This window comes from Runella sp. (assembly GCF_965279615.1).
GTDB lineage: Bacteria > Bacteroidota > Bacteroidia > Cytophagales > Spirosomataceae > Runella.
The window spans coordinates 1,509,514-1,533,776 of the sequence record NZ_OZ257252.1 but is presented as its reverse complement, the minus strand read 5'-3'; the positions used below and the strand labels follow the sequence as shown (position 1 = coordinate 1,533,776).

Sequence of the window (24,263 nt, the reverse complement as noted above, 5' to 3'; positions counted from 1 at the left end):
AGATAACGTGCCAAATGAATTCACGTATACTCAATAATTTGCGGGACATCGCAATGAATAAAGTAGAGCAGGCTCAGTTTATGGACCGGATAGATGCGAGGTACCTTCTGCCCAAAAAGAATTTGGAGGAGATACTTGGTGTCATTCAGCCTCATTATCAATTGCTCCATCTTCGGGGAAAAAGGCTGTTTCGGTACGATACGCTCTATTTTGATACGCCTGAGCGCCTTTTTTATCACCAATATATATCCGGCAGATTGAAACGATACAAAATCCGCAGTCGTCGGTATGTAGAGACAGATGAGAATTATTTTGAACTGAAATGCAGGAATAATAAAAGAAATACGATCACCCAACGCGTTAGGTTGGATGATCTGTCGGAAGATATTTGTGACTATGGAAAGCAACTTTTAACTCAAAACGTTCCCATTGTTACGTCCGGGTTGAAGCCTGCTTTGTGGGTGTATTATCATCGGTTTATGCTGGTCAATCCCGAAACCAATGAACGATTGACTTTTGATGCCAATGTGTGGTTTCGGTGGCAGTCGCAATTTGTTGCGTATCCAAATTTGATCATTGCAGATGTGCAGCACGAAAGAGGATATCCAAGCCCTTTCAGGATGCTGATGAAAAAAATGGAACTGCGCGAAGGAGGCATCAGTAAATACTGTTTAGGGCTTGCCAATGTAGAGCCTTCGCTAAAGATAAATACGATCAAACCGATTCTTTCAAAAATTAACCAAATAACTAATTACTGAGAAAACTGAAACGACGTCACGAATATGTCCAATGTTTTACTTCACGAACTGGTTTTTCAGATTGGCCTTGATCTGTTCAGCATGGTGATTTTACTGTGGCTGATCTATTACCCCATTTATCGTAACCGTGAGTTTATTTTTACTTTTTTTGTTTTTAATCTCATCATCTTCTCCGTTACGTACCTGCTCAACAAAGTAGAGGTTTCGATGGGGGCCGCCTTTGGGTTGTTTGCGGTATTTTCCATGTTGCGTTACCGAACCGAAGGAATTACCATGCGCAATATGACGTATCTTTTTCTGTCCATTGCTTTAGGGCTCGTCCACGGTATTTCGGCAAATTCGGTAGGAATAACGGCTATACTAACTACAATGATGCTATTTTTAACCTTCCTTTTTGAAACCGATTTTGTGTTCCCCCGGGAATACTCCAAAGAGATCATGTACGATAAGATCTCGCTCACCACAGCCGCAAAACGCGAAGAGTTACTGGCGGATTTAAAAGAACGAACAGGCTTGAAGATCATTCGCATCGACATAGAAAAGCTTGATTTTCTGCACGATATGGCCTTCCTGAAAATATATTATTACCTGTAACAAACAGAACTTAAGGCAATTGTTTACTTAAGATTTGGCTCATGATCTGATGGGTGCGTTTATGTTTCATCAGGGTAGCATGTGTTGCGCCCTGAATTTCGAAGAACTCATCTTTTTTCTTAAGTAACGGTTTCAGCGTATGTGAGAGACTGTTTTTGTTGTCAGTACAAATAATTATTACGGGCGACCTTGCCCGTTTGATATCTTCCTCAGTGGTAAATAAAAAAGGATTGATAGAAGGCAACGGAAAATAAAGGCCTTCAAAAAAACGATCACTGAAATCTCCGGTAGTGGAAGCGGCATCCAATAAAATGGTCATGCGTGGCGTGTTGTTCGCGGCAAGGTTTGCCGCAATTCTTCCTCCCAATGAGAAACCGGCAATGACGATTTTATTTTCAGGATACCTTCTTTTCAATGAATCATAGACCAACTGAGCGTCTGAATAAAAATGCTGTAGTGAAATTTCGCCTTTGCTTTTCCCATTTTGCCGATAGTCGGTAATGATTATATCATACCCGAATTTTAAAAATGCAGGGACATGTTCTGCCCAATCTTTGATTGTTCCTCCGTTTCCTTTTAAAAAACAGATCACGCCTTTTGTAGAATCAGCCTTAAATATTAGTGAATTGAGCGTTCCGCCATCATTTGTCGTAAAATTAATTTCCTCAAAATGTTCCTGAAAAGAATATCGAAAATCTGATGGAATGACGTAGCCTTTAAAACGATTTCCCTGTTCTTCCTTTATTGAATATAAAAATAGATAAACGCCAAAATAGGTGATAACAATGAGAGAAATGCCTAAATAGATAATCCACTTTGACTTCATTTTTGTTTATTTTTCAAGGAGTTACAATTGCTCTTTCTCTCTTTTTGTTTGTTTCCTTTGGCTTTAATCCAAACAAAATTCGTGTGAGAATAAATGGTTTTATCAACCAATGATAAAGCATTGCAATTACCAAAAAACAAATGCAAATCAAAAGCAGAAGTTTAACGGCAATGGGCAACGACCATTGCACCACAAAATACCCGGCTACTACAATCACCGTTTGGTGTAAGATGTAATAAGGATAAACGGCTTGGTTGGTATAAGTTAAGAATGGAGTGGAAAAATTTAGGTATTTTTTGGCAAATCCTATCAAGGCCAAGATGAGCGTCCAAATGTGAACGGAGTTCAAAATGCCGTAGATGTAAAGTCGATTGTCGTTTATTTTGGGCAATTCCAACGCCCACCAATACCCATAGAAGAGAAGCGCAATACATATAATCGCCGTTCCCAGATAGTAAAGACGGAATTGCTCGCAGGTTTTCCAAAAGGTATTGCTTCCGCCCAAAAGATAACCATACAACACCAATGTAATGGAAGACACAAACAGGAACCAATCATTGAACAGACTTTGCTGCTCAGGATAATCGAGGTAAAGGGTAAAATAATAAAAAGTGAAAGGAATCACCAAAGCCCCCAACACCACAGGATTCGTCAGTCGATCAGTGATTTTTTCTTTCCAAGTGTTTACTGCTTTTAGCTTGAACAGCGCAAAAATGGGCAACAATAATAGGCAAAACACGAACAAGTAAACCACAAACCACAGGTGACTCCACGTAAGCGTCCCGTCCGGGTACGGTACCAATTCCCAAACGGTAGGATAGAACTCCGCATAGGAGCCTCTGAATTGCCCCCGTTGCAATCGTTCGATGTACACTTGGGCGGGCGTCAGAAAAAACATGCCAAACAACAAAGGGATAAATAAACGCACAATTCGTTCACCGGCAAACATTCCTACCGAGCGCCTTTGCAATGAAAAATAAATTCCCACGCCGGAGATGAAAAACAACAGTGGCAAACGCCATTGGTGCAACCAATAGATCAAGCGACTCAACCCTACGGATGTTTCGGCATTTTTGACCTCCCAGCCGAAAGTCACAAAAGGCATGGCGCAATGGAAAAAAATCAACAGGAAAAAAGCCAGGACACGTATCCAATCAATGTAATGGCGGCGTTCGGAAAGTAATTGCATCAGGTTAGCTGTATAAGTATGATGAGCAGATGCAATTTGGTTAGGTAAGGTTGCTTTAGGGCTTAGACATTCGATATCGCTTATCGCGGGTGTAAGAATGAATACAATAAAATCAAAATACCCATGTATAAAATTTTTCTATGTTACTCAGCCAAATGGTCACAAATCGGTAAAATTGGGTTAACAGTCACGTAAAATGTAACCGGTTCTTTTGCAGTTGAAAATTCTCTAACAACTAATGAAAAACCATTTACACACTGTTATTGCCTTCATTCTGCTGAGTTGCTTTGTCAACAGCGCACTGAAAGCACAAACTACTCAGGCGTCCATTTCCGGGGTAATTGCTGATAATCAGCAGTCTCCGCTTCCGGGTGCTACTGTTCAGGTTCGTAATGAATCGACCGGCTTCTCCACCGGTACCATCACCAATGCCAAGGGAGATTACTCGTTCAAAGAGCTTCCTTTGGGCGGCCCTTACACGATTCGCGTTACGTTTGTTGGGTTTGGTGAACAAAAGAGAAACGGCTACATGCTCAACCAAGGGGATGCTGTTAAGATAAACCTCACCATGCAGGAAACGGGCCAAACGTTGGAAGTAGTGCAGGTAGTAGCTTCGGGCCTGAAAAACAAAATTGAGAACTTGGGTGCGGCTACCGCCATTTCGGCTAAATCAATTGCAACGCTTCCCGTCAATGGTCGTAACTTTACGTCGCTGATGGATCTTTCGCCATTAAGCAGAGGTGGAAATATTTCGGGTCAGTTGGGGTCGTCTACCAATTACAGCATCGACGGTATGAACGCCAAAAATCCTACGTCGGCGGGGGCAACTACGAGCCGAAGCGGCGCACCTTACTCTATCTCTATCGAAGCCGTTCGGGAGTTCAAGGTTGTTACCAACCAATATGACGTAACCTTTGGTCGCAGCGGTGGCGGTACAGTGAGTGCGGTAACCAAAGCCGGTACCAATACATTTAGCGGAAGTGCCTTTAATTACATGCGTGCCGACTGGCTGTCAAGCCCTTACGATATCAGAGGAAACAAGCGTACGGCTCAATTTTCCACCTACCAATCCGGTTTTGCGTTGGGTGGGCCCATCGTAAAAGACAAACTTCACTTCTTTTTGGTGTGGGATCACCAACAGGATTCCCGCCCATTGATCATCGCCGATGTTCGTACCCCTGCGGATGAAAGCCAGTTTAACGTGACAAAAGTTACCCTTGATCGCTTCGTCGACATTGCCCGCAGCAAGTATGGGGTGGCCAATGTTCCTCAGTATGGGTCGTTTGACAAAGGCCGTGCTTCGGACGCTGCTTTTGCCCGTATCGATTGGCAGATCAACAGCAAAAACCTGTTGACGATTCGTGATAACTTCACCAACGACGTGAATAAACTTGGTTTGCAGGATAATACGTCCATCAATATTCTGGAATCTTACGGGAATGATTACAACCGTGACAACAGCTTGTTGGCTACCTTGCGTACATCGGTGAACCCACGAATTACGAACGAACTGAAAGTACAACACCTCTATACCTATCAAAAAAGCGCCCCGGGGGATCAATTACCGGAAGCAAATATTCCCCGCGCCATTGTTGAGAATGTAACTTCGACGGTAGACGGGGCTTCTCGCTCCACCAATATTCAGATGGGCGGCCACCGCTTTGCACAGGAAGGTTTTGATAATCATGTGTTGCAATTGGTTGATAATCTGTATTATAATACCGACAAAGTGCAGTACACTTTCGGTGTGGATGTTATGTATACCCGCGCACATTCTTTGTACGGCAGTGAAGTAAACGGTCGTTTTCACTATACGGTTGATGCCGCCGCCGGCATGACGGCCTTGGACAAATTTGCCGCGTTGCAGCCATATCGTTACTATCGCGAAGTTCCGTTGGTGGCTGATCCGAGCGTGTTGGGAAAAACCCTTAACGCCGGCGCTTATGCACAATTGTCCACTAAACTGGGACTTGGATTAGAAATGACCGCCGGGCTGCGCTTCGACTACGCACACTATCCTTCTTCTCCTCTTAATCAATTGGTTTTGGATGAATTGGGCGTACGAACCGACAATAAATTAAAGTCATTTGTGCCGCAACCCCGTTTGCAACTGACGTGGGATGTTAACGAGAAACACCGGGATTATGTGCGGTTCGGGGCCGGTATCTTTGCCTCCGATATCAACAACTACATGGTGATCAATAACCTTACATTTGACGGTAAACACTATGGAACGGTGGATGTTCGTGCCCCGAACATTCCAACGCCTGATTTTATTGCCTATCGCCAAAACTACGCTTCCATTCCTTCATTGGCGGCTTTTCAATTGCCCATCATTAATACCAATGCGCCCGACGCTCAGGTGCCGGTCATGTACAAAGCAAACCTGTCTTACAGTACGTATCTCAATGACCGTCTGAAAGTCGGTATCACCGGATTTGCGACGCTGGGCCGTCATAATTACATGTACGTAGATCGGAACATGGCCGCAGATCCTTTCTTCCGACTGGCCAATGAAGATAATCGCGGAGTGTATGTGCCTTTGAGTTCGATGCCGGCCAATGGCGCGGGCGACTGGTTGCAGGGGCGTATCAGCAATAAGCTTGGTCGGGTATTGGAACTGAACAGTCAGGGAAAAGTGAACCAGTTTGCGGTGGTGCTTGATGCTACGTATCAGTATTTCAGAGACGGCGAAATTTCGGGTAGCTATACTTGGAATGACACCAGAGACAATACCTCTTTCAACGGAAACGTGGCCAACTCAGCTACGCTGTCATTGCCCGTAAAAGATGATCCGCGCGACTTGAGCAAAATGACGTATTCAGACAACCATTTTCGTAATAAAGTGGTCGTATTCGGTACGTTGCCTACGTTCTACGGCATCAGCGTTGGGGTACGTTATTCAGGAATCGGCGGAACACGTTATACATTATTATCCGGAGCCAACAGCAATGCTGATTTCGTATCCGGGACCAACGATTTGGCCTTTATTTTCGATAGAAGAAGTGAAAACGTACCGACCAACGTAAAAACCGGTTTGCAGGCCATCTTGGATAATCCGAACGCAAGCCAAAGTATCAAAGATTATATCAATAAATACTCCGGCAAAATGGCGGAACGCAACGGTGGTATCAATGGCTTTTACGGGATCTTTGATATTCGGGCCAGCAAGAAATTCAAATTGTACAAAACCCACAGCATCGAAATTTCAGCCGATGTGTTCAACTTCGCTAACCTGTTGAACAAAAGTTGGGGAGTAAACAAATCATTAGGCTCACAGGCGTTGTACGCGTTGGGTATCCCTGCTACTTCTTCGACTCCCGCCGTGGCTGGGTTTGATAAAGCCAATCAACGTTTTGTTTACCGCGTTAACACTGCCGGTATTGTGAATCCTTCCGGAAACCCTTACCAGCTTCAGTTGGGAGCGCGCTATAGTTTCTAATGTTCAGGGTTGGAATGTCTGTTATATTATAGTTTGAGTAGATGCTCTAAATTAGTTTGATGTTTGACCCCATCCGGGACGGCCGGCCGCTGCCGTCACATGTTTGTAGCGATGAATCTTTTTCTACAAACGTCTGACCCCGGATGGGGTCAAACATCAAGCTAATACTCTAAAAAGTAAAAACCTTAAAGGTTTAATTCATTACTTCCTTATGATAAAAAAGATATTGTTCCTTTCGTTGCTGAGCGCACAATTCCTGATGGCTCAGCCTAAACTCGACCGGCAGGGGCATCGGGGCTGTCGGGGATTAATGCCTGAGAATACAATTCAGGCCATGAAAAAAGCCCTTGATCTGGGCGTGACTACGTTGGAAATGGACGTGGTCATCTCGAAAGACAAACAGGTAGTGGTTTCTCACGATACTTACATGTCTGCGGATTTTGCGCTCAAACCCGATGGCACACCCATAACAGCTGACGAGCAAAAGAAGATAAACCTGTATCAACTCACCTACGATGAGATCAAAAAATTTGACGTAGGAAGCAAACCACACCCTCAATTCCCTCAGCAACAGAAATTTTCGGTGTATAAACCCCTGCTCGCTGTGCTGATCGATTCGGTGGAAGCGTATGCAAGATCAAAAAGATTGCCTCTGCCGTTGTACAACATTGAGATCAAATCATCCAAAGCAACCGACAGCATTTATCATCCCGTTCCGCAGGAATTTACGGATCTTGTGATGACTGTTTGTAAAAGCAAAAAACCGGGTAAACGATTGACCATCCAATCCTTTGATATTCGGCCTTTGCAATTGCTTCATACCCAATATCCCGATGTTTCTCTTTCATATCTGACGGCCAACGCGAAGTCACTCGATGAAAATCTGGCCTTACTGGGTTTTACTCCGCCGATCTATAGCCCCTATTATAAAGCAGTAACGGCCGAAACCGTAAAGCTTTGTCACGAAAAAGGAATGCGGATCGTTCCCTGGACCGTAAATACCAAAGCTGAAATCGACAGCTTGATTCAGTTGGGTGTAGATGGCATCATTACTGATTATCCTGACTTATTTTAAATCGCTTTTTACGAACGTTTTTAGTTAAAAAGCGGAAAACCTTTGTCCATAAGCGTACAAAAAACGTCCAAAATCGGACGTTTTTTGTACGCTTAATTTTTGTAAAATGCCTCAATTGGACGAAATAAGGCCTTTTTATTCTCCGGCAAGACATTTGTTATACATTTACATAACTAATCATTGCTTTCACGATGAAAGGAACCTACTTAGGCGAATTTGAAGAAGTTGTTTTATTGGCCGTTGCTATTCGGGCAGGAGATGCTTACGGTGCAGCTATTGTAAACGAGATCGAACAACAAATGGGGCGCTCCGTCAATTTGGGGGCGGTACATTCAGCCCTGAACCGACTTGAAGAGAAGGGGCAGGTTAGCTCGCAAATGGGAGGCATGACCGCCGAACGCGGCGGACGCCGGAAGCGGCTTTATTCCGTAACGGCGTATGGACGCCGGGCGTTGGAAGACATTCGCCAATTGCGCAATCAGATGTGGGACGCTATTCCAAACACCGCCTGGTCATGAAACAAAACACAAAACCACAGCCGCCGCGTTGGGCGCACAAACTGTTTCGTTTGTTCTGTGCACGCCACCGAGTAGAGGAAATGGAAGGCGATCTGGATGAGTTGTTCCACCAACGCGTCGAAACAATGGGGCTTTCAAAGGCTCGTTGGAGATACGCAAAGGATGTGATCAGTTTGATGCAACCTTCCATAATAAAACAGGAACCTAATGAATATTCTACCCCTGCCACTACTACCATGCTGATCAACTATTTTAAAATCGCCGCCCGGACTTTGTTCAAAAACAAGTCGTATTCACTCATTCATGTTACCGGATTGTCCATTGGGCTTTGGGCCTGCCTGATGGTGGCTTCGGTGGTGCTCAATGACCTGTCGTATGACCGGCAGTGGAGCCGCAAAGACGACATGTATCGGATCATTTCCGTCAATAAAATGGGAGAGGGGCTTTATGACCGATTTCCTTCGTCTTTTGCCGGTTTGGCTCCCCGCCTTAAAAAGGATTATCCGGAAGTAGAACACTATTCTGAACTGTACACGGCTGATCTACACCTTAATTTGGGGCCTGATAAGCTCGACAATGAGATCAAAACGCACGCATTACATGCCGATACTACGGTGTGGAATATGCTGGACATCAACGTGATTGAAGGAGCGCCGCAGCACTACAAACACGGAACCCGTAATTTGGTCATCTCGCGTACTTTCAAAAACAAATACTTCCCCAATGAAAATCCTATCGGAAAGATCATTCACGATATTCCCGTTTATGATGAGCATGCCAATCCGTTTCTGATCACCGGCATCATGGAAGACCTGCCGTCCAACAGTCATTTACAGGCAGATGTGCTTTTTCTTCACAAGGGACGTTCGGAAGAACTTAGCCCAAAAGAATTCGGTACTTTTTCCCGGAATTATATTCTGCTGAAACCGGGCACCGACATCGCAGGGTTTTCCGAAAAGGTGAACAGCCTATACGGTAAATTTACCGGCGGCAAACCCAAATATCAATTTGAATTTCAATCGGTTAAAGACATTCACCTGCATTCGGACTTTGACAAAAAGAATAAAACCTACGGAAACGCAAAGAAGATTTACATTTTCTCGGGCATCGCGTTGTTGTTACTGTTCATCGCCTGCATCAACTTTATCAATTTAAGTACCGCTAAAGCCATTACCCGCCTGAAAGAAACCGGCATACGGAAGATATTGAGTGCTTCCCGTTCCCAGTTGATCATGCAGTTTTTGGCCGAGGCTTTCATTGTCTTTGGGATAGCCTCTATTCTGGCGGCCGGAATCTATTGGGTTTCGCTAAGATCGGTGGAAGATTTTTTAGGGCAGCGCCTGATCAAAACGGTTATCTCTGATTGGTCGGGGATACTGTCGTGGGTAGGTGTAGTGATCGTAACGTGTTTACTTACAGGATTGTACCCCGCTTGGCTTATCTCAGGGTTAGATCCGTCAAATACGCTGAAAGGCAGACTGTTGACGTGGACAGCCTTCGGGCAGAATCAACTGCGCAGAAGTCTGGTCGTTGTTCAGTTCTGCATTTCCATTTTTGTGCTGCTTGCGCTGATCGTGGTGCATCGACAGCTTGATTTCATGGAGAACAGGGATATGGGTTTTAACAAAAACAATCTCTTAAGCATTGATTATATATCGTGGGACGGCAAGAGTGATGCCTTCAAAAATGAATTGCTGAAACAGTCGGGTGTGACCAATGTCAGTGTATCGCAGTGGGTGCCGACGCAGGGAGCCGGCTTTATGTCCAAAGAAGTCGAAGATCCCGCAGATGCCAATACAAAAGTGAAAGTATGGTTTATTTCGGGTGATTTGGATCTGGCCCAAACACTCCAATTGAAATTGGCAAAAGGTCGGCTGTTGAGTGCCAAATTTGCAGCCGATGCATTGAATACCGATTCGCTTCAATCAGTTGATTGGGCTAAGTACGAAGGAGTTGCCAAACTTCAAACGTCGCTTATTACGGCATCGGCAGCCAAGATACTTCACATTGATAAACTGGATCAGCAGATCAAAAATGCACATACCATTCCGGTAGGTATCGTTGAAAATTTCAATAATGAATCGTTACACGAGCCTCTTAAACCTACCATCATCGTTGCCAACAGATCGGCTCAATACGGAGGAATGCTTGTTCGGGTAACGCCCGGAGCGGAGCAGTCGGTTAGGAATGGAGTACGTAAACTCTGGAAATCCTTTTTTCCGGCCAAGCTGTTGGAAATAAACCGGGTAGATGATCTGCTTGCTCAACAATATGAAGCAGAAGACCGACTTCGTCAATTCTTTACTTTTTTCAGCGGACTGACCCTGTTCCTGTCGGCGTTGGGCATTTTTGGGTTAGTGGTACAGGCGGCAGAACAACGCGCCAAAGAGATCGGTATCCGCAAAGTACTTGGCGCTTCGGTGGCCGGTATTGTGCAGTTATTGACCGGAGATTTTGTGAAATTAGTGCTGATCGCGTTGGTCGTGATATCACCCATTGCCCTGTATGCTATGAATGTCTGGTTGCAGGATTTTGCGTATAAAATTGAAATAGAATGGTGGATGTTTGCGTTGGCGGGACTATTGGCGATGGGCATTGCGCTACTGACCATCAGTTTCCAAAGCCTAAAAGCCGCTTTAACAAACCCCGTGAAAAGTTTGCGGAATGAATAGCATTCCCGACTATTCCATTGCCGGTTTATATTGATCGAATATTTTTTTCAGCGCCATTCTGCGTCGTCGGGCAACCTGTAGGATACATTGATCGGGGAGCGTTAACCGGAAAAACCGATCAATGCGACAATCCTTTAAAAAATGAAGGTTGAGCAAATAGGATTTGTGGAGACGCATAAACCCTTGCTCTTCCAAAAGCGGAACGTACGTGATCAAAGGAAGTGTGGTAACAACCTGCTCGCCCATCGCCAGATGAAAAATAGTGTAGTTGCCCATAGCCCTCAGGTAGATAATTTCTTTAGGGTCAATGGTACATTGCCCCGATTTGGTTTGAAAGCGAGGTAGTGTAACTGCACTTATTGCACTTTCGAAAGGAATCAATGCCGGAAATGGTGTCATAAGAATACTGTTTTGAGAAATTTTGATTAAAAATTTTCTTTTGAACAACTAATCAAAATGGCAAAGTATCAGCATTTCAATGCCTTGCTGATTTACTTAACTGTGAAGCAAATGTGGGATTTTTTGGCGCGTAGGTGTTAGCTCAAAATGAGCATTCTTTAACTCATTTTGAACTTTTACCGGCAAATTATAATCTCAAAGCCTTTTTTGGGATTCTTATTGAAAAATGTTGGAGAAACATGCCTGTGTTGTATAAATCCTGCTCAAGTTGAACTCCCTGAAAACTTTAGTTAATTGTCAGTCACATCGGGTTTGATGGTTGGCCTCATACTCCTGTCGCCTGCGAGTCTTGCGCCTAAACCGTCATTTCCTTTACTGTCAGAACTTAAATGTGAGCATTTTACTTACATTTAATGTTTGTGTATATTTGTATGGACAAAAAGGCGCTTTTCCATGAAAAAGAAAGAGAAATATAACAGCTTTCACGAAATGAAGGCAAGTTCAACTTCAATAACCCCGGCAAATGCTGCCGTGGTAATGGAGCGTCACGATAAATTTGAAAGCTTCATAAATTCTTTTAGGGTGACCAATTCAAAAAGTATCGCCACAAAGAGTAGTAAGCCGGCGCCTAAAGGATAACATGGACTTTAGTAGTATTCTTCATGTCTTCACTGCATTGAATAAGTACGATGTTCAATCAATGGCCGTTGGTGGTACAGCGGTAGCTTTTTACGGTTATTATAGAATTTCAACGAATATGGCGGGCGAATTTGTTGAAAAGCCGGATATTGATATTTGGTACAATCCAACCTATCAGAACTATTATAATCTTCTTAAAGCCATAGAAGAACTTGGGAAGAATGTAACAGAATATAGAGACGAAATTATGCCCGACCCTAAGAATTCTTTTTTTAGATTTGAATTTGATGATTACACCCTCGATCTTCTGCCAAGGGTAAATGCGTCTTTGAAATTTAGCGAATCCTTTATAAAGAGGGCTGTTTTTGCGAGAAACGGCCTTGAAATTTCAGTTATAAGTCGTGAAGATTTGATTGAAGACAAAAAAGTCACAGGGAGACAAAAGGATTTGTCGGATATTGAGCATTTAAAAGGTCTTCCTCCTCTCTTATAAGCCTATATTTTTAACTAAGCAATAATAATTGACAGAGATAAGATTATTCACAACAGGCTTTTAAAGCTGACTTGTTTCCGGGATTACCTTTTGGGAAGCAGGGAGTAGGGAAGGATAATTTGCTTTGCGTTTATAGATGCGAATGTGTTCGATTTCTTTCACAAACGAATACCGGCTTGCAATAAACGTATTCAATGCCGGGAAATATTCATGGCGTTGCGTTTCCAGTGTAAACATAAAGCTTTTAGGGCCAACTGCATCAAGAAACAGGAGCGGCTGATTTTCTTCAAGATTACGTAGGTATTTTTCAAGATAAACAGCCTGAAAAGAATTCTTCATAATGCTTCGTTGTGTAACACTTTCCGCAACTCCCTGCCGACGTTGGCTTTCGACATAAAAGCGACAGTTCCATCCCCATACGGCAATACAATCAGTGGGTTTGGTTGTTTGTTCGATCCATATCGACACGGGTGATTTCTGTAAGTGTATGTACCGGGGAAATAAAGTGAGGTAAGGATTAATATTGAAAGACACCGACTTGTCGGTATGCATCTTAAAATCACTCATCGGTGGATAAGTATTTAAAGCTGCACTGTAAGAATTAAAATAGCCGTATAATACAAATCGCAGGAGAATAAAAAACAGCATTGCCGAAACAAATACGCGAATCGGCCAACGGTTTGCTACAGCATGATTTTCTCGCAAAACTGCTGAAAGACAGAGAGCAAGTGCCCACCCGAAGGGAAAAACGACAAATAAGAGGTAATGGCTGAATTGCGTTTCAGGTTTAAATACTGCAAATAATGATAACCCTAAAGTAACCAAGGTCATGGCAATGGTCCATTGATACCCGCGGTGTTTTTTTACTTCAGGAGTTACTTTGAAGAACTGCATCAATAAAACAATAACGATCAGTGCAATAAGGGATAGTATATCCAAATTATGCGCTAAATAGCCCGGTAAGTCCAGCAACCTTTCCCAACTGCTGAGGCTCAACATGGTAGAATGTCGGGTCAATTCTTCGTACCCAATCAAATTAGCCAGCAGATAATAAGTATAGAAGTCATCTAATACATTATACCGGACACATAGAAGAAGAATGATGAGAACAGAACTCACTCCCCCCAGTACTAATACTGACAACGCCCGATAATTAGGAGCGGGAGATTGTGTCAGGTAAAGTGCAAGGATCACTAATGGACCGGCAATCACAGGCAAGGCCTGAAGCTTACCAAAAGGAACCAATCCGGCCATAAACCCCATTATGAACAAGTGAATGAATGATCTTTTTGTATCGGTTATCCATAAAGTGGCAATGTAGAAACAAGCTGTCAACAGCGGTAAGCCTGTTAGTTCGCCACTATAATACAGGAAATCAGACCAGGTTGTCCAGGCAAAAAAGACCGCAATAGCCAGTGCACTTAAACGAGTAACGACCGGTTGGGAAATAAGCTGAAGACTTCTGTAAAAAAAGTAAAAAGCGATTAGAATCAATCCAAGGCCAATGATCCGGGCAGCTGTATAATCCAACGGTATCCCGAAAAACGAAAGTAACAAAAGTACATAGCTATTAAGAGGGCCGGAAGTTGTACCATCCACAGACTCCCAGAAAATAGGCTTTTGACTCAGGGTAAGCGCCTGCGTCAACATTTGACTTTCGTCAGGATTTAATTCTTGATTAAATCCAATACTCGGGATCCGAAGAAAAACGATCATCAGGGCAAGCAGCGCGAAATGTGTTTTTCCTGAAATTTTGACGATATAGCCCGGAATTATCCCTGAAGCAAGGCATGTAAATAAAAGGAGAAAAAAACCTATTGGATAATATACCAACACTAAATTGCCAAAAAGCCAGTCCAATCCGCCATGTACCATTTGGGTATATATTTAATTTTATATACTACAAGATAGGGGCTTTGAGGAGAATATGAAGGCTTTTGAAAAATTCCCCTTCATTCAACAGAAGGTATTCTCGGTTGAGTTATTAGAATAATCCAATAATATTGGTCAATGACAGCGCTTAAAAAGAGAAGAAGAAATAATGGTTGATGGAAGAAAAGCTGATACCCGTGCACATCAATGCAATGGTGTATTTGCGGTGAATAGACAATGCATCGGCCATACTTACGATGATGTTTGGGCGCTCCTCTTTTTTTATATAAAAACCACTGAATATCAGTAGGAAACAACGCTCATTGTGGTGAGTAAGGAAAGGTGTTTTCCTTTTTGCATTTTGTTGTTTTTTATCCGGTTACGTTTAGCTCTTCATAAACGAAAGGCTTTTTGGTAGAAGCTTGGCAAAGTTATCTTATATAATTAACTTTGTTTGTAAGTAACCCCTCTACGAATCCAAGTCTTAATGAAAAGTTCCTCCTCTTTGAATGTGTGGTTGGCTGATGATGATGAAGATGATCGCCTTTTGTTTCAAGATGCTTTACAGGAAGTTTCGGAAAATTTCCAACTTTCAACCTCTACCGATTGTATTGATCTGATTGAAATACTTCATCAAAAAAAATTGCCGGATGTTCTTTTTCTGGATCTGAACATGCCGCAACGCAATGGTTTTGAATGCCTGGAGGAATTAAAAAAAGACCCTAAACTCAAACAGATCCCGGTTATAATCTATTCCACATCTTCCCAAAAAGAGGATATCCGCCGTGCTTATAGTTTAGGGGCTCAGTTTTATGTTAAAAAACCGAGTTCATTTTATCAATTAAAAGGGATACTTAATCGGTTGCTTACCATAGATTGGCAACATACAGAGCGCAACTTGAATACCTTTACGTTTGAATAGGCTTATAGCTATCAAGAGAATAATAATTGATTAACGAAGGCAGACTTGCCAAGTCTTGCACAACGATTTGTTATAACGTAGCTATACTCTGCTCAATCATAAAAATCCTTTATGAAGGCACTCATTCGTCATTTTCAAGAGTACATACCTTTGACTGAGGAAGAAATAAAATTGCTTGAGCCACGGGTACAAACGCGCAGGATCAAACGCCGGCAAATGATCTTGCAGGAAGGGTTTGTATGTAGGCATTATTCATTTGTAGTAGAGGGTTGTTTTAAAATGTATGGTGTTGACGATAAGGGCTTTGAACATAACATTCAGTTTGCGGCCGAGGGTGATTGGATTGCAGATATTGGAAGTTTTCACACTCAAAAACCAAGCAAATTATTTATTGAAGCCTTGGAAAATGCTGAAATCATACAAATAGAACAACCGAATTTATATTTTCTGTACCTCAATATTCCTAAACTCGACCGTATCTTTAAGGTACTTATCGAAAACAAATTTGTAGAGTTACAAAACCGGGTTTTGCAGACGTTCAGTTCAACCGCTGAACAACGGTACCTGAGTTTTCTCGAACAATATCCAAATCTTGCCAATCGGCTGCCCAATACCCAAATTGCTTCCTATCTGGGCATTACGCCTGAATTTTTAAGCAAAATTCGCAGAGATCTAAGCAAAAGATCCGTTTAAGCCTTAAACTATATTAAGAGTATTTCCTAAGATAGGTTAAGGGCGTGAACCGACCGCTCAAGGTACTTTTGCATTGTCAATCAATCAAAAAAAACTACGACAATGCAAACAACATCCGCTTCAAAAATAGCCGTTATCGGACTTGGTACTATCGGTCAGGTAGTGGCAACAAATCTTGTAAAAAACAATCGTTCGGTCATTGTTGCCGATAGAAATCTTGAAAAAGCCGATTCACTTGCGGCTCAATTAGGCAGTTTGGCTCAACCTGCAAGCCTTAGCGATGCCATCAAAGAGGCCGATATTGTGGTCTTGGCCGTTTGGTTTTCGGCAATAAAAGAGATTTTCTATCAATATGAATCTCTTTTTCAAGGCAAAACCGTCGTTGATCCATCCAATCCGATTGCGCCCAATGAAAAAGGCGGTTTTGACAAAATCGTTGGCGAAAATGAATCTGCGGGCCAAATCAACGCTTCTTTAGTGCCCAAAGGTGCAAAACTCGCTAAAGCGTTGGGCACATTAGGCGCCGCTTCTCTGGCAAATGCCGCTAATCAAACACCTGAATCGGCGGTATTGTTTTATGCTACTGACGACGAAAGCATCAATGCTGAAATAGAACAATTGATTCGTGATAATGGCTTTGAGCCGCTACGAGTAGGTGGTTTAGACGAATCCATCCGTATTGAAGTATTTGGTGATTTGCATGAGTTTGGGGCATTGGGTAAGGTTGTTACGTTGGCAGAAGCGAAAGAAAAACTCTGATAGTTTACTTTACATTTGGCTGGGATAAACCCACCAAGTGGGAAATTGTTTTAATCCTTTTTAAGATGTACACAAGACTGATTTCAGTACTATTTCTTCTACTTTGTTGCTCGTATGTTTACGGGCAACAAAAGTTAAGAAGGGCCTTTCAGCCGCCATCGGTGGTGAATAAAATTCCTTATGGTGCAAATGCAGAGGCCGGGCAGTATGTTCAATCAATTGACGCCAAGATTTATTACGAAGTGTATGGCAACGGACAACCCATTGTGTTATTACATGGTGGTATATTGGGGTCTACCATTGAAATGGCAACGTTTATCGACAGTTTAAAGAAAAATTTTCAAGTAATAGCAATTTCTACGCGTGGTCATGGCAAATCCGAAATAGGTAATACACCGATTACTTATGAACAAAAAGCTAACGATGTCATGGCCGTAATAAATGCTGTTACAAAAGAGAGTGTTGTGATTTTAGGGTTTAGCGATGGGGCGTACACAAGTTATAAAGTAGCAGGCATGTACCCGGGAAGCATAAAAAAAATAGTAGCTATTGGAGCCGGTGAACAAATTCCCGGCCTAAGAAAAGTGGTATTTAATCAGAAAGAATTACTTAACATTGATAAAGATTTTTGGAATCAACAAAAGACTTTAATGCCCGAACCGGAAAGATTAGAAGAGTTTTGGGCAGGAATGGAGAATTTCTATAATACTATGTCGGCAAGTAAAGCATTGTTTGGCTCAATAAAATGCCCTGTACTTTTTTTAGCAGGCGAATTGGATAAAAATGCACCCTTACCCACGATTATAAATGCATATAACATGACACCTAACTCCCAACTGAGCATTATTCCGAATACAGGGCATGTCGTTTTTCTTGAAAATTTTGCGGCAGTATGGGCAAGTATTGTGCCTTTTTTGAAAAATAAATAGGGTTAAATAAAACGATTATGAAAAACTTTATTTTTACGCTTTTTGTAATTTTATTTTCAGAAAGCCTATTTTCTCAGACTATCTATTTAGACGCTAATAATCTTGTAGCTAACCAAATATCAATGTCTTTTGAAAAGCTACAAGGTATAAAAGTGGTTAAGGTTATCAAAGACTCTACCGTAAAAGCAGTAGACGAACCTACATTTGTCAAGATCAAAGGCGTTGATTTTCAGGACGGAACGATTGAGGTAAAGGTACTGAGCCGTTTGCTGAAAACGGCTCGTTCTTCCGATCGTGGATTTATTGGCGTAGCATTCAGAATCCACGAAGATAATTCCAAATTTGAGTGCATATACATTCGCCCCACCAATGGCCGTGCCGAAGACCAAGTCAGACGTAACCACAGTATTCAATATTTTTCTTACCCCGATTTCAAATTTGACCGCCTCCGAAAAGAGTCGCCCGAAAAATACGAAACCTATGCCGACATGGGGCTGAATGAGTGGATTACGATACGCATTGAAGTAAAAGGCAAACAAGCCAACCTATTTTTGAACGACAGCCGCCAACCCACGTTGATTGTAAACGACCTGAAAATGGGCGAAAACGCATCGGGTGCACTTGGTTTATTTGTAGATGTAGGTACTGAAGGGTATTTCAAAGATTTGAAGATTACGAAACACTAATTGATGATCAGTCAGGAGTTTAACAAATCCTGTGAGGTTTGTAATGAGTCACAGCCTCACAGGATCTACGCCCTCAATACTTGTACTTTTTGCGGTAGGCGTTTGCTTCTTTTGTCATTTTTCCAAATTGTTTTCCGAGCCGTTTTTTGTCCTCCGCTTTTACTTCAAAACGCCGCTGCTCTTTGCTTAATTTGAGGTAACTTTCGTAGATATAAGCTTCCAATTGACCGGACTGCAACGCCTCCAACACCCCGCACCCCGTCTCATCGATATGCTTACAATCGCTGTATCGACAATGCGCCGCAAACTCTTGCAAAGCAGGAAATGAGATCTCAGATTCTTGCCCTTCTTCTGCCGTTAGGCCAAACTCGCGCATACCGGGCGTGTCTATCATCAGACTTCCGTTCGGCAACAGAAAAAGCTCTCGTGAGGTAGTAGTGTGTTTACCCTTACCGGTTGAATCGCTCGTATTACCCGTTTTTTGGGTATCATTGTTCAGTAGCATATTGAGTAAAGAACTTTTGCCCACTCCTGAAGAACCGATCAAAATATAGGTAAAATGTTTTTGTAATACACTGTTTTTCAGTTCTTCCATGCCAAGTCCTGTCCGTGTGCTGCATAGATAGATGGGGCAGTCGTGCTTCAGTCGCAAGACTTCATTTCGGTACTCCTCCGGATTGGCTACCAGATCGGCTTTGTTTAAAATGACGATAGGAGTGATGCGGCAGACCGCCAACTGAACCAAATACCGGTTAAGGCGCATGAGGTTAAAGTCATTGTCCAATCCCTGAATTACAAGGGCAAAGTCAATATTGGTGGCTAAAAGTTGTTTTGACGTTTGTCTTCCCGGTGTTTTCCGGGATAATTCGTTCATGCGCGGAAGTACCTCGATCAGGTAGGCAATGGAGTCATAACTTTTAAACAGCACCCAATCGCCCACTTTGGGAAGCTCTTCGGGAGCGGCTCCGTAGAGAAGTTTGCCGGATAGCTCTGCCTCCGATTCTCCTTGCTCGCTGAGAACAACATATTTGAAACCTTTGATGGATACCACCCTGCCGACAGAAAGTTCTTGGTTGGTATGGGCACTAAAATTCTCCTGATGGAAATGATTCCAGCCGTAATTGCTTAGTATAACCATTTGAATAAAATAGTAAAATGAGAGTTGGATCACCTGAACACAATAAAAATCAGGCAATCATCTTTTTAGACAATTGATTGGAATGGGTAGTGCGTTGCAGGGTAAAAAAGGACCTGCAACTAGGCAACTGTTATTCCGGCCGGGAGATGATATGTAGGAAGAATTGATTTCACCGTTTCAAAGATAATTGATTTTTACAAAACGTTCAAACAGAGCGTTTATCATGTCCGAAAATGAGGTTTTTCAAAGCAGATTAAATGTAGGTGCAGCTTTTTTTATGAGTCCACGTACGCGCGAACTGATTGACTGATTTCGAAAAACAGGATTAATTAAAGCCCCGTTGATTTTTCCATTGCTTCCGTATAACGAGTCCCTACAATTTCTACCTCCGCAGAAGCAGCTTCGATCTCCTGAAGCTCTTTGGCCGTAAGTACAATGTCGGCAGCGCCGTTATTTTCCGCCAAGCGGTGGAGTTTTGTGGTGCCCGGAATCGGGACGATCCACGGTTTTTGGGCCAAGACCCACGCCAAAGCAATTTGCGCATTGGTCGCATTTTTTTCTTTGGCAAAACGCTCAATGATATCCAACAAAGCCTTGTTGGCCATACGCGCCTCTTCGGTATATCTTGGTAAGGTATTGCGAATATCGCCTTCGGCAAACTTGGTGGTTTCATCTATTTTTCCGGCCAAAAAACCTTTTCCAAGCGGACTGAAAGGGACAAAACCAATGCCCAGTTCTTCGATGGTGGGAATGATCTCTTTTTCGTGCTGACGGGTCCAGAGAGAATATTCACTTTGGAGTGCCGTAACGGGTTGTACTGCATGCGCTTTGCGAATGGTGGTTGCACCGGCTTCCGAAAGCCCAAAGTGTTTTACTTTCCCTTCCCAAATTAAATCCTTAACGGTACCGGCTACGTCTTCGATGGGTACATTTGGATCAACACGGTGTTGGTAAAACAGATCAATGACATCTGCTTTGAGTCTTTTCATTGACTCCTCCGCTACTTTACGAATGTTTTCGGGACGGCTGTTTACACCTGACATTTTTCCATCCTGAATATTAAATCCAAATTTGGTGGCAATTACAAGCGGAACGGTGCTTTTGAATGGCGCCAAGGCTTCGCCTACCAATCGTTCATTGGTATAAGGTCCATACACTTCGGCGGTATCAAAAAAAGTAACTCCCTGCTCTATGGCCGCGCGAATCACTTTTATCATTTCATCTTTATCGCCGGCCGGCCCATACCCAAAACTCATTCCCATGCAGCCCAGTCCGATCTCTGAAACTTCTAAGCCGCCGTTTCCTAATTTTCGCTTTTTCATAGTTCAAACAACAATTTGATACTTACAATAATGAAACAAAATTAAACAAGTGTATTTTTTCGGAACAACGAAAACCAAACAGTATATTACGAATTTCAAACATTTCTGAATTTCAACGGACTTGTTTGAAGGTGTTTCTTGAAGAAGTTATTGAAATGGGTCACTTCCGTAAAACCCAGCGCATAGGCAATTTCGGCGACGTTCCAATTGCTGTGCTTCAACATAATTTTGGCTTCCTGAAGGATTCGCTCGGCAATGATCTGAGTAGTGGTTTTCAGCGTGATCTCTTTGACGGCCCGATTGAGGTGATTGACGTGTACATTCAACTGATCGGCAAACTCCGAAGCTGAGCGTAAGTGGATGTTCGGGTGATTTTCATCAATTGGAAATTGTCGTTCCAACAGCTCTAAAAACAGCGTAGCGATCCGTTTTGAGGCATTGATGGGTTGTTGACTTAAACCGGAGGCCGGCTGCATCTTCATGGCAAAGTGCAAAAGTTCGAACACCAGATTTCGTAACAGATCATATTTGTGAATATAGTCAGAATTTAGCTCGTCGGACATCTTCTTGTAGATGTAATTAACCTCCTCCGGCTGTGAATCAGTTAATTCGAAAATATGATTGCCGGAAGGCTGAAAAACCGAATACTGACTTAAATTCCCAAATTTATCAAAAAATTGAGGATTGAAAATGCAATAACAACCCCCTTTTATTTTATCCAAATACTCGCATTTATAAGGGATCTGCGGATTGGAAAAAACCAATGAAGGTTTGGTAACAAGTATTACTTTATCGGCATAATTGAACTCTACTTCACCGATCACAAGCATTATTTTATAATAGTCACGGCGTTTGTAAGGCAAAGCCCTTGTTGAACCCTGAGGAATGGGTTCGAGCGGAAACAGGTTAAAATGCCCAATTTCGTTTTTGAGACTATCGGGCATCCAATCAAACTTACGCCTATAAAATTCTTCAAGTGTTTCAACTTTTTCCATGAAAACAAATTTTAACGGTACAAAATTAGAACGGATTAACGGCTGTTTTTAATAAATTTCAAACGATAAATTACGAAAATCAAACAATAAATTAAAACGCAGCTCAGTTGCGTTGGAGCAGTTCTTCCAATTTGGCTTTAACCGGAATTTATCAGATCGCCGCACGATTTTCACGTTTTTACCGCTTACTAAAATTCATTGCTGAAATTTGGGAATGATAACTCATTGCCCAACCTTTAGTCTACAAACACCCAAAATAACTTAATCAACGATGAAAAAAACGGTTTACTTTCTACCTTTTATCATTTTAAGGTATTGGAGAGATTCAGAGGGTATGCCTGCATTTAAGGTGTTTGTACTGTTTAAAAGTTAGTGTTTCAAACTAACTACTGAAACAGTGAAAAGCTGCTTGGATCGCCGGTCCTAATGATGATGGGTACATCTGATTTTTAAGAAGTTTTCCCTTATATTTCAACGATAAAAGAGTAATACCGGATCATTGACGATCAAAGCCCAACTATTGTAAGATTTTTTGGCAACTATTGGAAAAGGTCGAGCGATAAAGCCGGTCAATGAATAGTTAAATTATACGTTTGATGCACACCCTTTTACCTTACCTGCTTGCCATGATAGCCGCCATCGTGTTGCTGAACATGTGGGCCAATAAACTGAAAATTGCGTATCCGATCCTATTGGTTGTTGCCGGGCTGCTCGTTGGTTTTATTCCCGGACTGCCAATGGTAAGACTCAATCCTGACCTTATCTTTTTTATTTTCTTACCGCCTCTATTGTTTGAAGCTTCCTGGACTATCTCATTCAAAGAAATGAGAAAATGGTGGCGCATCATTGGTAGTTTTGCCTTTCTTGTCGTGTTTTTTACCGCCATGTCTGTAGCGGTAGTGGCTGATCATTTCATTCCGGGATTTACCATGGCCTTAGGATTTTTATTGGGTGGGATCGTGTCCCCGCCGGATGCGGTGAGTACCGGAGCCATTACCAAATTTGTAAAAATTCCCAAATCCACGTCTGCTATTCTGGAAGGCGAAAGTCTGCTCAACGATGCTTCATCACTTATTATTTTCCGGTTCGCATTGGTAGCGGTTGGGACAGGGCAGTTCGTTTGGCAGCAGGCAGCTCTGAGTTTTTTATGGATGATAGTGGGCGGTACGGGTATTGGTTTACTGTTGGCTTGGATTTTTATTCAGGCTCACAAACGTCTTCCTCTTGATGCTCAATCCACAATAGCACTGACGCTCATTGAACCTTATTTTATGTATTGGGTGGCGGAGCAGTTTCATTGCTCGGGCGTGTTGGCGGTCGTGAGCGGCGGCTTGTTCATGTCGGCCAGGCGGCTTATTTTTCTGGACAGTGCCAGTCGTATTCAGAGCTTCAGCGTATGGGAGAGTTTTGTGTTTATATTGAATGGTGTGGTATTTCTGATCATTGGTCTGGAACTTCCCGAAATTGTCGAAGGTATGCGCGCTGAAGGGCTTCCGTTACGGACTGCCATTGGCTATGGTGTATTGGTAACGGGCGTATTAATTGCTGCGAGAATGATCAGTGCTTATGCGGCATTACTTGCTACGATTATCTTTCGTCCCGCTGTGATCCCCCGTGCCCGATCCAACAGAAGGCGTTGGCTGATGCCTATGTTGTTGGGTTGGACGGGTATGCGAGGGGTAGTATCGCTGGCGGCGGCTCTGGCGATTCCCATTACGTTAGATAATGGAGCAGCTTTCCCGCAACGAAATCTCATTCTGTTTATCACTTTTGTGGTGATACTCCTTACCCTTCTGGTACAGGGGCTTACGCTTCCTTATTTCATAGAAAGGACAAAATTATTTGATGGTTTGATCGAAGAAGGATCAGAAGAATTGGCCCGGCAGAAAATGAAACAAGGACTGAAACAACACGTCTATCAATTTTTGAAAAATAAATATGAAAATGAGCTCAATGGCCACGTCGGTATGGAGAAATTCCTGAAACAATGGGAAGAGCGGGCCAAAGCCACCGATGACAGTTGGATGAATCAAAAGACAAAGGCGATTTTTGTGGAACTGTTGGAGAGTCAGCGGGATTACCTTACGGAGCTCAACAAAGACCCAACGATTGACGAAGAAATCATTCGCCAGCAGTTATATCAAATCGATTTGGAAGAAGAACGGTTGAAGATCATTTGATTTTGACAAAGAAGGATAAGAAAAAAAACTTTAGGGGCTCCGTAAAGTTTCAAGCTTATGGTGGGCATAAGCTTGAAACATAAATAAAACTGCCGAACACTTTATTTAACAGATTCATTATTTGGTTATTACCGAAATAATGTTCACTTTTGAGTACCTCCA

At 42.6% G+C, this 24,263-nt stretch carries 21 protein-coding genes; 14 read left to right on the top strand and 7 right to left on the bottom strand.

Annotation, left to right across the window (positions count from 1 at the left end):
* Positions 1-14 precede the first annotated feature (14 nt).
* Together ACQY73_RS06775 and ACQY73_RS06770 are read left to right on the top strand one after the other, a co-directional pair.
* Positions 15-758: a polyphosphate polymerase domain-containing protein gene (locus ACQY73_RS06775; protein ID WP_428663246.1), complete on the top strand. Its 744-nt coding sequence runs from the start codon at positions 15-17 to the stop codon at positions 756-758.
* 24 nt (positions 759-782) lie between these two features.
* Positions 783-1,352, top strand: coding sequence for a DUF4956 domain-containing protein (locus ACQY73_RS06770; RefSeq protein WP_428663244.1), 570 nt, complete (start codon positions 783-785; stop codon positions 1,350-1,352).
* Between the two features lie 10 nt (positions 1,353-1,362).
* On the opposite strand, the gene ACQY73_RS06765 is transcribed toward ACQY73_RS06770, so the two are convergent.
* Together ACQY73_RS06765 and ACQY73_RS06760 are read right to left on the bottom strand one after the other, a co-directional pair.
* A complete protein-coding gene (locus tag ACQY73_RS06765; protein ID WP_428663241.1) occupies positions 1,363-2,178 on the bottom strand; it encodes an alpha/beta hydrolase in 816 nt (271 codons plus the stop codon).
* A gap of 13 nt (positions 2,179-2,191) precedes the next feature.
* A complete protein-coding gene (locus ACQY73_RS06760) occupies positions 2,192-3,367 on the bottom strand; it encodes an acyltransferase family protein (protein ID WP_428663238.1) in 1,176 nt (391 codons plus the stop codon).
* A 238-nt stretch (positions 3,368-3,605) separates the two neighbouring features.
* Here ACQY73_RS06760 and ACQY73_RS06755 point away from each other — a divergent pair, with 238 nt between their 5' ends.
* The 4 genes from ACQY73_RS06755 to ACQY73_RS06740 all read left to right on the top strand — a co-directional run bounded on the left by ACQY73_RS06755 (position 3,606) and on the right by ACQY73_RS06740 (position 11,074).
* Positions 3,606-6,809: a carboxypeptidase regulatory-like domain-containing protein gene (locus ACQY73_RS06755; protein ID WP_428663235.1), complete on the top strand. Its 3,204-nt coding sequence runs from the start codon at positions 3,606-3,608 to the stop codon at positions 6,807-6,809.
* A gap of 211 nt (positions 6,810-7,020) precedes the next feature.
* Positions 7,021-7,884 (top strand): glycerophosphodiester phosphodiesterase family protein, encoded by an 864-nt coding sequence (locus tag ACQY73_RS06750; RefSeq protein WP_428663232.1) that lies wholly within the window; start codon positions 7,021-7,023, stop codon positions 7,882-7,884.
* A 191-nt stretch (positions 7,885-8,075) separates the two neighbouring features.
* Complete coding sequence (locus tag ACQY73_RS06745) at positions 8,076-8,402, top strand: PadR family transcriptional regulator (protein ID WP_428663229.1); 327 nt, start codon at positions 8,076-8,078, stop codon at positions 8,400-8,402.
* Positions 8,399-11,074 carry a permease prefix domain 2-containing transporter gene (locus ACQY73_RS06740; protein ID WP_428663227.1) on the top strand — a complete coding sequence of 892 codons (2,676 nt, stop codon included), beginning with the start codon at positions 8,399-8,401 and terminating at the stop codon, positions 11,072-11,074. Before ACQY73_RS06745 ends, ACQY73_RS06740 begins: the two co-directional genes overlap by 4 nt.
* A 9-nt stretch (positions 11,075-11,083) precedes the next feature.
* Here ACQY73_RS06740 and ACQY73_RS06735 read toward each other — a convergent pair whose 3' ends face one another.
* Positions 11,084-11,473, bottom strand: coding sequence for a LytTR family DNA-binding domain-containing protein (locus ACQY73_RS06735; RefSeq protein WP_428663224.1), 390 nt, complete (start codon positions 11,471-11,473; stop codon positions 11,084-11,086).
* A gap of 453 nt (positions 11,474-11,926) precedes the next feature.
* On the opposite strand from ACQY73_RS06735, the gene ACQY73_RS06730 reads away from it, so the two are divergent.
* Positions 11,927-12,112, top strand: coding sequence for a hypothetical protein (locus ACQY73_RS06730; protein ID WP_428663221.1), 186 nt, complete (start codon positions 11,927-11,929; stop codon positions 12,110-12,112).
* A gap of 1 nt (position 12,113) precedes the next feature.
* Entirely contained in the window at positions 12,114-12,605 is a 492-nt protein-coding gene (locus ACQY73_RS06725; RefSeq protein WP_428663219.1) for a hypothetical protein, read from the top strand.
* 60 nt (positions 12,606-12,665) lie between these two features.
* Here the strand turns inward: ACQY73_RS06725 and ACQY73_RS06720 are convergent, their stop codons facing one another.
* Positions 12,666-14,480, bottom strand: a complete 1,815-nt coding sequence (locus tag ACQY73_RS06720) for a hypothetical protein (RefSeq protein ID WP_428663216.1) — start codon at positions 14,478-14,480, stop codon at positions 12,666-12,668.
* Positions 14,481-14,964: 484 nt separating this feature from the next.
* Between ACQY73_RS06720 and ACQY73_RS06715 the strand changes: the two genes are divergently transcribed.
* The 5 genes from ACQY73_RS06715 to ACQY73_RS06695 all read left to right on the top strand — a co-directional run bounded on the left by ACQY73_RS06715 (position 14,965) and on the right by ACQY73_RS06695 (position 18,466).
* A complete protein-coding gene (locus ACQY73_RS06715; protein WP_428663214.1) occupies positions 14,965-15,399 on the top strand; it encodes a response regulator in 435 nt (144 codons plus the stop codon).
* Positions 15,400-15,510: 111 nt separating this feature from the next.
* A complete protein-coding gene (locus tag ACQY73_RS06710) occupies positions 15,511-16,092 on the top strand; it encodes a Crp/Fnr family transcriptional regulator (RefSeq protein ID WP_428663211.1) in 582 nt (193 codons plus the stop codon).
* 72 nt (positions 16,093-16,164) lie between these two features.
* Positions 16,165-16,851 carry an NADPH-dependent F420 reductase gene (locus ACQY73_RS06705; protein ID WP_428668427.1) on the top strand — a complete coding sequence of 229 codons (687 nt, stop codon included), beginning with the start codon at positions 16,165-16,167 and terminating at the stop codon, positions 16,849-16,851.
* 164 nt (positions 16,852-17,015) lie between these two features.
* The gene (locus ACQY73_RS06700) at positions 17,016-17,780 is read left to right on the top strand and encodes an alpha/beta fold hydrolase (RefSeq protein WP_428663208.1); all 765 of its coding nucleotides are present in this window, start codon (positions 17,016-17,018) and stop codon (positions 17,778-17,780) included.
* Between the two features lie 122 nt (positions 17,781-17,902).
* Complete coding sequence (locus ACQY73_RS06695) at positions 17,903-18,466, top strand: family 16 glycoside hydrolase (protein WP_428663205.1); 564 nt, start codon at positions 17,903-17,905, stop codon at positions 18,464-18,466.
* Between the two features lie 73 nt (positions 18,467-18,539).
* Here the strand turns inward: ACQY73_RS06695 and rsgA are convergent, their stop codons facing one another.
* From rsgA to ACQY73_RS06680, 3 genes are all read right to left on the bottom strand, one after another.
* Positions 18,540-19,604, bottom strand: coding sequence for a ribosome small subunit-dependent GTPase A (gene rsgA, locus ACQY73_RS06690; RefSeq protein WP_428663202.1), 1,065 nt, complete (start codon positions 19,602-19,604; stop codon positions 18,540-18,542).
* 329 nt (positions 19,605-19,933) lie between these two features.
* Positions 19,934-20,926, bottom strand: coding sequence for an aldo/keto reductase (locus tag ACQY73_RS06685; RefSeq protein ID WP_428663200.1), 993 nt, complete (start codon positions 20,924-20,926; stop codon positions 19,934-19,936).
* A gap of 95 nt (positions 20,927-21,021) precedes the next feature.
* Entirely contained in the window at positions 21,022-21,921 is a 900-nt protein-coding gene (locus ACQY73_RS06680; RefSeq protein ID WP_428663197.1) for a helix-turn-helix domain-containing protein, read from the bottom strand.
* A gap of 596 nt (positions 21,922-22,517) precedes the next feature.
* Between ACQY73_RS06680 and ACQY73_RS06675 the strand changes: the two genes are divergently transcribed.
* A complete protein-coding gene (locus ACQY73_RS06675; protein ID WP_428663194.1) occupies positions 22,518-24,101 on the top strand; it encodes a Na+/H+ antiporter in 1,584 nt (527 codons plus the stop codon).
* The last annotated feature ends 162 nt before the right edge of the window (positions 24,102-24,263 follow it).

Excerpts from the sequence above, each read along its gene's own strand:
- ACQY73_RS06695 (WP_428663205.1), top strand. The coding sequence starts at position 17,903 with ATGTCTTTTGAAAAGCTACAAGGTATAAAAGTGGTTAAGGTTATCAAA.
- ACQY73_RS06710 (WP_428663211.1), top strand. The coding sequence starts at position 15,511 with ATGAAGGCACTCATTCGTCATTTTCAAGAGTACATACCTTTGACTGAG.
- ACQY73_RS06740 (WP_428663227.1), top strand. The coding sequence starts at position 8,399 with ATGAAACAAAACACAAAACCACAGCCGCCGCGTTGGGCGCACAAACTG.
- ACQY73_RS06750 (WP_428663232.1), top strand. The coding sequence starts at position 7,021 with ATGATAAAAAAGATATTGTTCCTTTCGTTGCTGAGCGCACAATTCCTG.
- ACQY73_RS06715 (WP_428663214.1), top strand. The coding sequence starts at position 14,965 with ATGAAAAGTTCCTCCTCTTTGAATGTGTGGTTGGCTGATGATGATGAA.
- ACQY73_RS06675 (WP_428663194.1), top strand. The coding sequence starts at position 22,518 with ATGCACACCCTTTTACCTTACCTGCTTGCCATGATAGCCGCCATCGTG.
- ACQY73_RS06720 (WP_428663216.1), bottom strand. The coding sequence starts at position 14,480 with ATGGTACATGGCGGATTGGACTGGCTTTTTGGCAATTTAGTGTTGGTA.
- ACQY73_RS06765 (WP_428663241.1), bottom strand. The coding sequence starts at position 2,178 with ATGAAGTCAAAGTGGATTATCTATTTAGGCATTTCTCTCATTGTTATC.
- ACQY73_RS06730 (WP_428663221.1), top strand. The coding sequence starts at position 11,927 with ATGAAAAAGAAAGAGAAATATAACAGCTTTCACGAAATGAAGGCAAGT.
- ACQY73_RS06775 (WP_428663246.1), top strand. The coding sequence starts at position 15 with ATGAATTCACGTATACTCAATAATTTGCGGGACATCGCAATGAATAAA.
- ACQY73_RS06685 (WP_428663200.1), bottom strand. The coding sequence starts at position 20,926 with ATGAAAAAGCGAAAATTAGGAAACGGCGGCTTAGAAGTTTCAGAGATC.
- ACQY73_RS06745 (WP_428663229.1), top strand. The coding sequence starts at position 8,076 with ATGAAAGGAACCTACTTAGGCGAATTTGAAGAAGTTGTTTTATTGGCC.
- ACQY73_RS06755 (WP_428663235.1), top strand. The coding sequence starts at position 3,606 with ATGAAAAACCATTTACACACTGTTATTGCCTTCATTCTGCTGAGTTGC.
- ACQY73_RS06760 (WP_428663238.1), bottom strand. The coding sequence starts at position 3,367 with ATGCAATTACTTTCCGAACGCCGCCATTACATTGATTGGATACGTGTC.
- ACQY73_RS06725 (WP_428663219.1), top strand. The coding sequence starts at position 12,114 with ATGGACTTTAGTAGTATTCTTCATGTCTTCACTGCATTGAATAAGTAC.
- ACQY73_RS06735 (WP_428663224.1), bottom strand. The coding sequence starts at position 11,473 with ATGACACCATTTCCGGCATTGATTCCTTTCGAAAGTGCAATAAGTGCA.
- rsgA (WP_428663202.1), bottom strand. The coding sequence starts at position 19,604 with ATGGTTATACTAAGCAATTACGGCTGGAATCATTTCCATCAGGAGAAT.
- ACQY73_RS06680 (WP_428663197.1), bottom strand. The coding sequence starts at position 21,921 with ATGGAAAAAGTTGAAACACTTGAAGAATTTTATAGGCGTAAGTTTGAT.
- ACQY73_RS06770 (WP_428663244.1), top strand. The coding sequence starts at position 783 with ATGTCCAATGTTTTACTTCACGAACTGGTTTTTCAGATTGGCCTTGAT.